At 46.7% G+C, this 10290-nt stretch carries 13 protein-coding genes; 3 read left to right on the top strand and 10 right to left on the bottom strand.

The features are described from left to right. Positions 1-125 precede the first annotated feature (125 nt). The 6 genes from L2082_RS03970 to L2082_RS03945 all read right to left on the bottom strand — a co-directional run bounded on the left by L2082_RS03970 (position 126) and on the right by L2082_RS03945 (position 6081). Positions 126-773, bottom strand: a complete 648-nt coding sequence (locus tag L2082_RS03970; RefSeq protein ID WP_446011465.1) for a hypothetical protein — start codon at positions 771-773, stop codon at positions 126-128. A gap of 167 nt (positions 774-940) precedes the next feature. After that, positions 941-1267, bottom strand: coding sequence for a DUF3368 domain-containing protein (locus tag L2082_RS03965; protein ID WP_446011464.1), 327 nt, complete (start codon positions 1265-1267; stop codon positions 941-943). 11 nt (positions 1268-1278) lie between these two features. Beyond that, complete coding sequence (locus L2082_RS03960) at positions 1279-1761, bottom strand: restriction endonuclease subunit S (protein ID WP_446011463.1); 483 nt, start codon at positions 1759-1761, stop codon at positions 1279-1281. After that, positions 1758-3611, bottom strand: coding sequence for an HsdM family class I SAM-dependent methyltransferase (locus tag L2082_RS03955; protein WP_446011462.1), 1854 nt, complete (start codon positions 3609-3611; stop codon positions 1758-1760). The genes L2082_RS03960 and L2082_RS03955 overlap by 4 nt, the downstream gene beginning before the upstream one ends. 144 nt (positions 3612-3755) lie before the next feature. Next, positions 3756-5795 carry an NAD-dependent DNA ligase LigA gene (ligA, locus tag L2082_RS03950; protein WP_446011461.1) on the bottom strand — a complete coding sequence of 680 codons (2040 nt, stop codon included), beginning with the start codon at positions 5793-5795 and terminating at the stop codon, positions 3756-3758. A 103-nt stretch (positions 5796-5898) separates the two neighbouring features. After that, positions 5899-6081: a tautomerase family protein gene (locus tag L2082_RS03945; protein WP_446009893.1), complete on the bottom strand. Its 183-nt coding sequence runs from the start codon at positions 6079-6081 to the stop codon at positions 5899-5901. A 221-nt stretch (positions 6082-6302) separates the two neighbouring features. Here L2082_RS03945 and L2082_RS03940 point away from each other — a divergent pair, with 221 nt between their 5' ends. From L2082_RS03940 to L2082_RS03930, 3 genes are read left to right on the top strand one after another with little or no spacing between them, the layout of a single operon-like run. Continuing rightward, positions 6303-8231 carry an ASKHA domain-containing protein gene (locus L2082_RS03940; protein WP_446009892.1) on the top strand — a complete coding sequence of 643 codons (1929 nt, stop codon included), beginning with the start codon at positions 6303-6305 and terminating at the stop codon, positions 8229-8231. A gap of 24 nt (positions 8232-8255) precedes the next feature. Next, complete coding sequence (locus L2082_RS03935; protein WP_446009891.1) at positions 8256-8489, top strand: hypothetical protein; 234 nt, start codon at positions 8256-8258, stop codon at positions 8487-8489. A gap of 7 nt (positions 8490-8496) precedes the next feature. Next, positions 8497-8673, top strand: coding sequence for a hypothetical protein (locus L2082_RS03930; protein ID WP_446009890.1), 177 nt, complete (start codon positions 8497-8499; stop codon positions 8671-8673). Here the strand turns inward: L2082_RS03930 and L2082_RS03925 are convergent. The 4 genes from L2082_RS03925 to L2082_RS03910 form a co-directional block, all read right to left on the bottom strand. Then, the gene (locus L2082_RS03925; protein ID WP_446009889.1) at positions 8659-9072 is read right to left on the bottom strand and encodes a type II toxin-antitoxin system VapC family toxin; all 414 of its coding nucleotides are present in this window, start codon (positions 9070-9072) and stop codon (positions 8659-8661) included. The two genes, L2082_RS03930 and L2082_RS03925, sit on opposite strands and share 15 nt — an antisense overlap. Further along, a complete protein-coding gene (locus L2082_RS03920; RefSeq protein ID WP_446009888.1) occupies positions 9069-9320 on the bottom strand; it encodes a hypothetical protein in 252 nt (83 codons plus the stop codon). Before L2082_RS03920 ends, L2082_RS03925 begins: the two co-directional genes overlap by 4 nt. 157 nt (positions 9321-9477) lie before the next feature. Further along, a complete protein-coding gene (locus L2082_RS03915) occupies positions 9478-9903 on the bottom strand; it encodes a type II toxin-antitoxin system VapC family toxin (RefSeq protein WP_446009887.1) in 426 nt (141 codons plus the stop codon). A gap of 3 nt (positions 9904-9906) precedes the next feature. Then, on the bottom strand, positions 9907-10131 hold the full coding sequence (locus L2082_RS03910; protein WP_446009886.1) for a hypothetical protein: 225 nt from the start codon (positions 10129-10131) through the stop codon (positions 9907-9909). Between the last annotated feature and the right edge of the window lie 159 nt (positions 10132-10290).

The following is a 10290-nucleotide window of genomic DNA, read 5'->3' as shown; positions in this document are numbered from 1 at the left end:
TTTATTGTGCATAACACCTGAAATGAGTAAAAGGTTTAACATTATTAACTTTTCCTTATTATACAGGCTTTTTATTGTTTAAGCAATTGTTTTTGTGTAGTATTGAGATGTTCTTTTCAACACCCTTATCTTGTAAGTACTCTTATTGTGTGTCCTAAGGTGACTAAAACAGCTATATATAAAAATGCCGCGATAGAAGATAAAGTCTGATCATGAAGGTAAAGAAAAAAACCAGGTTGCGTATATGCAATCTCAAAAGCTAAAATACATGCACTAAATATCCATAAAAGAGACTGAAGAACCTTTTTTAATTTTCCAATTATAGTATTATTTTTTTCACTATCATGTCCTCCTTCTCTCTGGTATATTTTTGCACTTTCAAGTACATCCTTATACTCCTCACTATATGGTGGTCTCCCAAGTGCTGAGCGCCATTTCTCAAACTCCTCTTTGCTTCTATGAGATTCTATTCTCATAAAATTATATCCTGAATTTTTATCTCCAATATCTTCTTTTAATTTTTTAATTTTAAATTCTAATTTATCTTTCTCCTTATTTTTTTTAAACTTCTCTTTATTTTTTAACCGAAGAATTATTTTATCTCGCCTTTCTATTTTTCTATTTTTTCTATTTTTTAAATATTCAATATTACTATCCAGCTCTAATTTTTTTGCTAGATATCCTCTTTGTAAATAAAGAATATATTTTTTAACCGGATTACTTGAAGCCTTTATTAAGATAGCATCAGCAACAACATTCAAAAAAAAATTCATTTTATATATCCCTACATTAAGTAATTCAAATTGAATTTACGTTTCGTATTCTGTATACAATCCCCAAAAACGCCTGCTCATCCACAATCTTAACCCCCATCTCCTGCGCCTTTTTCAGCTTACTCCCGGCCTTTTCCCCGTCCACAAGATAGGTGAAAAAAAACTATTCATTCTCCGGCAAGTCTCAAAGCCTCGTGTTTGAGTGCCTCACTGATGTAGAAGTTATGCTTTTCCAATTGCTCAATCAGAGGTTTTACAGCCGTGATATTCCCATGACGTTTGGCCTTCATCAGAATCCCGACCGTCCCGATCATAGTCACGCCTAAGCGTGCTGCAATCTTTCTGGCGTGCCGGTCATCCAGAACCTCTTTCTCCTGTTTCAGGGTGATTTCTGCCGCTTCGGGAAGGATTTCTTCCGTTGCAGCAAGGGATTTTCCTTTTGCAGAGGGTGTTTTTCTTGTGCGGTGCGGGGAAGAGATTCGGAGTTGCGGCACACAGAACAATATTAACCGTGCAATGATTCTTGTATAGAACGACAAATATTTGAGATGTCATTTTCTAATTTTGAAAGATTTAATTTTGAAACCCATTGAGGTATTTCTTTCCTTGAGGGTACTAATATATCTTTTAGAGTCCTGTTTGCTTGGCGACCATAATTGAATCTATATTTATTTGCCCTGAGACAAATGCAATAATATATTTTTTCCTGATCTGTAAAATCAAATTTCGGTCTTAAATAATATAGATCCCGCCCGCTATAAAACTCTTCCGGCTGTAAAAAACTTTCCATTACCGAACCGCCGCCAGCAACAGTGATCATTCCGGCAGGTATTGGTTCTACCCCATCAATCCGTTTTACTTTAGCTGATACGCCATTATTTTTTGCGGTTCGCGAAACGAAATTAACTCCATTATAATCTAACTCGAGTTTATTCAGTTCAAGATTGACACCGTAAATTACATCAAAAATTGTACTAACAGCAATCATTTGACAATATCCTCCTGAGCCTCGTTAAACAATTTAAAAATCAGAAATTTTTTAACTGCATTTTCATAGTCCGATTGAGTGATCAGTGAATAATCTGTTTCCATGTAGGCTTCAGCACACCACTCTAGCTGATGATCAACTTTGAACTTCATACTTTCCCCAGGTATATCGTCCCTATTTCTATACGCTTCTACCCAGTCGTCTCGTATTTTCGACCATACTCCTTTTTCATCAATTCTTCCCTTATGTTTTGTTTTCACAAAACCATCATTCTTCCAATAACCGAACCAAGTCTTTCTGTCAGTTTTCGTGTGCGGCATGTGCGCCTTGAATACCATAATGCAAGTGACGACACCCACAGGATAAAATAAGTCGTCGGGCATCGACATGACTGCATCAAGTGTATGATGTTTTAAAATTTCTTCTCTGAGAGGATGCGGCGAAACAGCGCAAGACATAGGTACGATAGCAACACCCGTTGCTCCTTCCTGCAGGTAATCCAGCATATGCTTTACAAAAACTAATTCGTGTAGGTTTTCATCGCTTTGTGCATATGGTGGATTTAACATACCTATGTCGCATTTATGCTTTTTAATTGAAGTTGTTATCGCATCACCGAAGCAGCTTCCCTGATGCAGATTCGCTTTCCCATCTCCGCGCAGTATCATGTTGCTTGCGCCAAGGGCATACATATTCGGCTGCTGTTCAACTCCAATTAATCCTTCCTGCTTGATTTTTTCTTTTTCTTCTTTTGTAACCGCCTGTTTAAACATTTGATGCATAGCAGAAATCAGAAAACCTCCTGTACCTGCACATATATCTAAAACCTTGCTGTTTTTCTGAACATTTACTAAGAAAGAAAATAATTCGGTAATATGTTTTGGTGTTAAAACAATTCCTAATGCTTTTTTGTCACCACCTGTATATTTAAGGAATTCACCGTAAAATTGGCCGACAATATCAAAGTCATGATAAACGCTGATAAACGGCCAAACTTTATCATTTAACATTTTTACCAGTTCAAACAATACTCCTTTAGGATATTTTTTTTGTGATTTCCCTAGTTCCGGATGCACAGCTATAGAGGAGTATGGCTGAGTCATGCTGTATTCTTTTGAGTGCGGAATATCAGCTTTTTTCATTTCCTCTTTGATAACTCGCATCCATTCTTTCTGTAGATCTTCCGGACAATAAGCATCAAAACTTTTGGCAAACGCTTTGTTGCGTAATGCTATTAATGTTCCGCTGACGAGAAGCGGCTTCTCGCCTTCAGTCAGTTTCGCATGGTCGCGCATAAAATCATGAAGTTCTCTTGAAAGTGCCATGAGATCATCTTCACGTTTTTGTGCAACTTCCGGATCAAAAGTTCCATGTTCAATGTAATCCTCCAGCGAAACAACAGTATTAACCAACTTCCCGGACTTATTTTTCAACTCTCTTGGTTGTGCCGCGCATTTCGGATGAAGAAAGTTGTTAATCTTTAGCGATGACTCGGACTGACCGCTTACAGCTACCGCAATGACGTTATATGATTTGGCAAGTTTCCGGGCATAATGCAGAACACCGTCAACAGCATAATCTTTAGGTTTGTCTCTATTCGTTGACTCGTGTTTTTTCGTACTCGCTTTACATTCAAAAATTATTAAAAAATCAGGGGTGCTTGGTGTACTGATAATAAATTCCGGGGATCCAACACCTCCTTTCCCGGTTTTGCTAGCACCTTTGAGCAATTTTTTTATTTCTTCAATACGGCTTTTCTGCTCTTCAATAATTACATCCTTATTGTCGTAATAATTAAGATTTCTCAAAATATCACGAGCAAGATTTTCGGTTATTTTTTCGTTCACCATTGTTTTTTCAGTTAACTGGTTAATAAGATTTAAAATCTTCTTCTAAGTAACTTGTTTTTAGATTTGGTGCCGGGCGCAGGCCGGGTGGAACGCTCTCCATGCTGTTGACTGTAACATACTGATATTGGATACTGCTACCAGTATCTACTCCCTCTCAACAATCTCCAAAAACTCCTGCTCATCCACAACCGTCACCCCCATCTCCTGCGCCTTTTTCAGCTTACTCCCGGCCTTTTCCCCGGCCACAAGATGAGTAACCTTTTTACTCAGCCCGGAAACCACCCTGCCGCCCCGATCCTTGACCAGCTGCTTGGCCTCGTTTCGCGACATTTGCGTCAACGTACCGGTAAAGAGAAAGATAGCCCCTTCCAGCGGGTTATTTTCAGTATTCCCCTGCACCGCCGTTTCTATGGTCAGGCCCAGCTCTAGCAGGGTCTGGATCATCTTCCGGTTTTCGCTGTTGGCAAAATACTCGGTCAGACTCATAGCGGCCTGCTCCCCGATGCCCTCTACCGCTAGCAGATCCTCTTTTTCCGCAGCCAGCAGGGCATCAAGGCTGCTGAAATGGCGAGTCAGCAGGTCCGAGGTCATTTCCCCGACATAGCGAATCCCCAAGGCCCCGATGAAACGTGACAGGGTTGGATGCTTGGCCTTATCTATTGCCAGCAGCAATTTTTCCGCAGATTTCTCTCCCCAGCCGTCCAGAACGGCCAGCTCTTCTTTGCGGAGGCGGAAGATATCCGGGATCTCCCGGATCAGCCCGACTTCCATGAGCTGCTCAACATTTCTTTTACCAAAGCCGTCAATATCAAGCCCTGCCTTGCCGACAAAATAGATCATCCGTTGCAGTTGCTGGGCCGGGCAACGGAGGTTGATGCAACGGGTCACGGCCTCGCCAGCCAGCCGTTGCAGGGGGGAGGTACAGACAGGGCATTGGCTGGGAAAGGGAATGGGCTGTTCCTCGCCGTTGCGCTGTTCCGTGATAGGTTTGACGATCTCCGGGATAACATCCCCGGCCCGCTGGATCAGGACAGTATCGCCGATCATCAGGCCCTTGCGTTCAATCTCATCCTGGTTATGCAGGGTTGCCCGACGGACAATGACGCCCTCAACCGCAACCGGTTCCAGGATCGCCACTGGCGTGATGGCCCCGGTCCGACCGACCTGAAAATCAACACCGGTCATGATCGTGGTGGCCTGGATTGCCGGAAACTTCCAGGCCGTGGCCCAGCGCGGTGCCCGGGTGGTATTACCCAGCCGTTGTTGCAGGGCAAAGTCTGCCACCTTAATCACCATGCCGTCGATTTCGTACTCCAGCTCATGACGAATGGCCTGGAGGTGCTGATACCGGGCCTCCACCTCTGTCAGGCTGCTGCAAAATGTGATCAGCGGATTGACCGGAAAACCCAAGTGGCCGAGCCAGGAAAAGAGTTCCTTCAGATCGGCACACGGGATTGCCTCGGTGTCCCCCACTCCGTAGACATAAAAACGGAGCGGTCTGGAGGCAGTCACCTTGGGATCCAACTGGCGCAGGGAACCGGCAGCGGCATTGCGGGGATTGGCAAACAGGGCTTTTCCCTGCTCGGCCCGCTGTTCATTGAGCTGAAGAAAGCCCTTGCGGGGGAGAAAGACCTCTCCCCGGACCACCAATTTTTCCGGGATTGCGACATCCTCCTGTTCCTCTTGCGCAATCAGCCGTAAAGGGATGCTCTGCACAGTCCGGAGCTGGGCTGTGATGTTTTCGCCCACCAGGCCATTGCCTCGGGTGGAACCTTGCACCAACAGGCCATTTTCATAGATCAACTCCACTGCCAGACCATCCAGCTTGGGTTCTGCCAGATAGGTGGGTTGCGTTGTTGCTTGCAGATAGCGCTGGATTTTCTCTTCAAAGTCCTTGAGTTCCTGCGCATTAAAAACATTATCCAGACTGAGCATGGGCACGGCATGCTCGGCCTCGGCAAAGGCCGCAAGCGGCTCGCCACCGACGCGCAGGCTCGGCGAATCCGGGGTGACCAGATCCGGGAATTGCTCTTCCAGGTCCAGCAGCTCCCGAAACAGCTGGTCATACTCACCGTCCGAGATGAGCGGATCATCCAGCACGTAGTACTGGTGGGCGTGCCGGGTAATCTGCGCACGCAGATCGTTCAACAGTTTTTCCGCATCCTGAGCATTCATTGCTTTCATCGCAGCCTTATGATAAATTCGTAGGGGCGACCTGTGGTCGCCCTTGTATTTGTACCGCACCCCACCGGGGCGTATCATTCCGGACAGGCACAGGGGCCTGCCCCTACTCATCCAACAACTTGCCGCCCTTGGCGATGTTTTCCCGCTGTTCTTCATCAATAAAGATCAGAATGGAGGATTCAGGTTTTTCAGTTTCTTTGGCAATAACCTTGGTGACGCCCTGAGCAATATTTTTCTTCTGTTCTCTGCTCAGTTTGCCGGCAACGCGAATGCTTACATAGGGCATGATGAAACTCCCGCTTGAATTAATAGGAAAAGTTCATAAAGGAAACGGTACAGTGTAACAGACCGTTGTGCCTCAGAAGAATACAGTATTTTTATATGTTCCGCAATCCGCAGATTCTCTCCTTCTTCGTCCTGTTGCTTAACCTCTTGTGGTATGTTATATGTACAAATTTGGCGTACATCAAAACATCATCAACCTTTCTGCCCCGAACGGAGCCCTTTATGAAGCACACCATTACCTTTCTGCCAGATAACATCACCACGACTGTTGATAAGGGAGAAAACCTCCTCAATGCTGCTGCCCAGGCAGGCGTGTATATCCATGCCAATTGCGGTGGAGACGGGGTCTGCGGCAAATGCAAGGTGCTGATCAACAAGGGTGAAGTGCGCTCGGAAAAGGCTAATCTCAAGCAGGAAGACTGGGACAAGGGCTATCGGCCCGCCTGTCAGTCCACAGTGGAATCAGACCTGGAAGTGACCATCCCGGAGATGACCACCAAGAGCGGCAGAACCCTGAAACGCCGACCCAGAACCACCCGAACCGTCTCGGCAAAGACCCTGGACAGTCTGATAGGCAGCTGGGAGATCAAACCACCAGTGCGCAAGCTTTATCTGGAACTGGACCCGCCCAGTATGGAGGATAATATCGCTGATATGGACCGGGTGCTGTGCGGCATTAAGCAGGCCTTTCCTGACCATGAAGGCGAGCCTTCTTATGATCATCCTGAGCTGATTAAATACCTGCCCGCTGTTTTGCGCGAGGCTGACTGGAAGGTAACCCTGCTCCTGCTCCGTCGGAATCAAGGAGGTTTTCGCATCATTGACGTGGAAGCCGGTGATACCACCGCCAAGCTCTACGGGTTGGCCCTTGATATCGGCACCACCACCTGTTCAGGGCTTCTGATTGATCTGAATAACGGAGAAATCCTGGCCGAGTCCTCGGGCTATAACGACCAGATCAGCTGCGGGGAAGATGTTATTTCCCGCATTGTCTATGCGAAACGACCCGGCGGCCAGAAGGCATTGCAGGAAAAGGTGGTGGGCACCATCAACACCATCATCAAAGACATCTGTCAAGAGCTGGTTATTTCACCGGATAATATCGCCTACATGATGGCGGCGGGCAACACGATTATGTCCCATCTCCTGCTGGGACTTGATCCTAAATACCTGCGTGAAGCACCCTACGTACCTGCCATCAGCCGATTTCCCCTGACCAAGGCCGCAGACCTGGGAATCCATGCCCATCCCTCCATGCGACTCTTTCTCTATCCCTGCATTGCCTCTTATGTGGGCGGTGATATTGTAGCCGGGGTTCATGCCTGCCAAATGGCAAAATCAGACAAGGTGAGCCTGTTCATTGATATCGGCACCAATGGTGAGATCGTGGTGGGCAATAAGGACTGGATGGTCTGCGCGGCCTGCTCTGCCGGACCCGCGTTTGAAGGCGGAGGCATCCGTTACGGAATGCGGGCCTCCAGCGGTGCTATTGAAAATTTTCAGATCCATCCAGAGACCTTTGATCCCATGATCGTGACCATTGATCATATTAAGCCCTCTGGAATCTGTGGTTCCGGCTTGATTGCCATTGTGGCAGAGCTGCTGGAGAGCGGGGTGATTGATCAGCAGGGGAAATTCCGCCACAATCTGGATACCCCCAGAGTACGGCAGGAGCGGGACGGCTGGGAGTATGTCCTGGTCTGGGCCAAAGATTCTCTGATTGGCGAGGATATTGTGATCACCGAGGTGGACCTGGATAACCTGATGCGGGCCAAAGGGGCCATGTACGCTGGTTATCAAACCCTGTTGGAATCGGTTGGCCTGGGGTTTGCTGATTTGGACCAGGTGATCATGGCTGGAAACTTCGGGGCCTATATTGACCTGGAGCGGGCTATCTGCATCGGCCTGCTGCCGGACATGGATCGGGAGAATTTTTATTATATCGGTAACGCCTCCATGCTGGGCTGCCAGATCAGCCTTTCCGATGTGAATCGTTTTCAGGAACGTCTGACTGTCCGCCAGCTGATGACCAATATGGAGCTGTCCGAGAACCCGGAATTTATGCAGCATTATATGGCGGCCCTGTTTCTGCCCCATACGGATATGAGCCTTTTTCCCACGGTCGGCAAAATGTTGGCTGAACGGGGATAAGGTAAACCTCAACAGGAGAAGATAATGAATAAAAGAAATTGGATGTCAGCCGTCGGTGCGGTATTCCTCGTTTCCCTCATAGCCGGATGCTCGGGTGAGAAGGAGGAAAAAGGGGTAGTGGAGCAGGCATCTGATAAGGTTGCGGGCAAGGCTGTGGAGTATATCAATAAGCCGCTGGATAAGGCCAAGCAATCCCAGGCAGCGCAGAATGCTCAGTCCCAGAAGATGGATGATATGTTGCAGGAAAGCGGGGAGTGAGGGGAAGTTGAAAAAGGCGGAGCCTTGCGGCCCCGCCCCTGTTACTGTCATCCTTGATCAGACCTACTCTCCTCCAGATCCTCCTCAACTCATTGAGTACTGCATCGGCTTGGGCAAGCAGGGTATTGTACCTCTCCAGAGTGGTTCTGGCTCCAGAAAATTTGTTGAGTTATACGGCACATAACGATAACCCCATCATGCTGAAGTGCCGGTCAAACGAAAATGCCCGATGAATATCTTCCCGTTGACAGACCGCAAAGCTGACACAATCCGTCAGTGAGAGGACGGCTGTATCATATTGTCGAAAAATCGCCAGTGCCTGCTCAAAAAGCACCTTGTCGGTATAGACAATCCTCAAGATCCCGACATGTTCCGCCTGAAACAGGAGGTCGAGACATCGAAGTGCGGTTGCATGCCCGGCATCATACCGCAACCGTGTAACGGTTTCATCAATCACATATTCCGTCGTCAGAAATCGCAGGCGTTCCTGTTTTAATTGCGTATAAATGCGGCAGGCTTTAAGGTGATACTGATCAGAGGCATCTGTCAGGGCAATCCACGCTCCGGTATCGACAAAAATCATGACGATTTATTCTTCGTATAGATGCGGCTGTCGTGGTGTGCTGAGGCATCGGCAATGCCTGTCTCACAGAGACCGACTAATTGATCAAGGGCATCATAGTCGCCGTTTTTTTGCAGCTGCAAAGAGTTCAATCCATGCATAATCAAGGACTTTACCAGCTCGTCTATATCAGTATTCAGACATTCCGCCCTGGTTCGTAGTTGGGCGATAAGGGATTCATCAAGACCTTTGACAGATAGTGTAGCCATTTCATCTCCTGTGCCGTATTTTTTTTGGATAACATTTTAACCATACTCAAATTATGGCCAAATTTAAAATAAAAACATCCATCCCGCTCTGATCGTGCCTGAAATCCTCCCTACCACACACAAAAAAGGCGGAGCCTTGCGGCCCCGCACTGTAATTTTATCCTGAATCTGGATTTTCTTCAATCTTTCTCTCAGGAATGTCCTGCCAAGGATTCTCAACCGTTATGCCCAGTGAGTTGAAGTCAGCTATATTTCTGGTCAGTACGGGATATTCGGCTCTTTTTGCGACCGCCGCTATGAGGAGGTCAGGCATTTTCTTCTTAATCCCCTCTTTTCTCCATGCAATGATCTGCTCCCAATGCTTCATATCAAGAGGTAACATGCTCAGAGAGGCGAAGTAAGCCCTGATATTTTTCTCCTCTTCAGCTCCTATCTCCTGCCATCCCAAAACTTCGGCAAAAGTTACCGGTGTCAGTAACGGGACTGTTTTGTTTTCCGCAAGCTCCGTCTTGAGCTTGGAGACTTCCTGCCGCCCTTCCAGCAAATATATCCAGATATTGGTGTCAAGTATGGCGAAACGCATTGTTTATTCTTTCCGCATAGCATTTTGCAATTCCAGCCCGTCTGTCGTTGACGGGATTATACCGAACAACGACTCAATATCCGGAGTTTTTTGCAGCTGCAAAGAGTTCAATCCATGAAGAATCAAGGACTTTACCAGTTCGTCTATATCGGTATTCAGACATTCCGCCCTGGTTCGTAGTTGGGCGATAAGGGATTCATCAAGACCTTTGACAGATAGTGTAGCCATTTCATCTCCTGTGCCGTATTTTTTGAATATCATTTTAACCATACTCAAATTATGGACAAATTTAAAATAAAAACATCCATCCGGTCTGACAATACCTGAAATCCTCCCTATGCACTACGCACAAAAAAAAGGCGGAGCCTTGCGGCCCTGTCCTTGTTA

The organism is Candidatus Electrothrix sp. (assembly GCF_052785085.1).
Note: the sequence above shows the minus strand (reverse complement) of the source record. Positions and strands in the feature narration are given on the sequence as shown.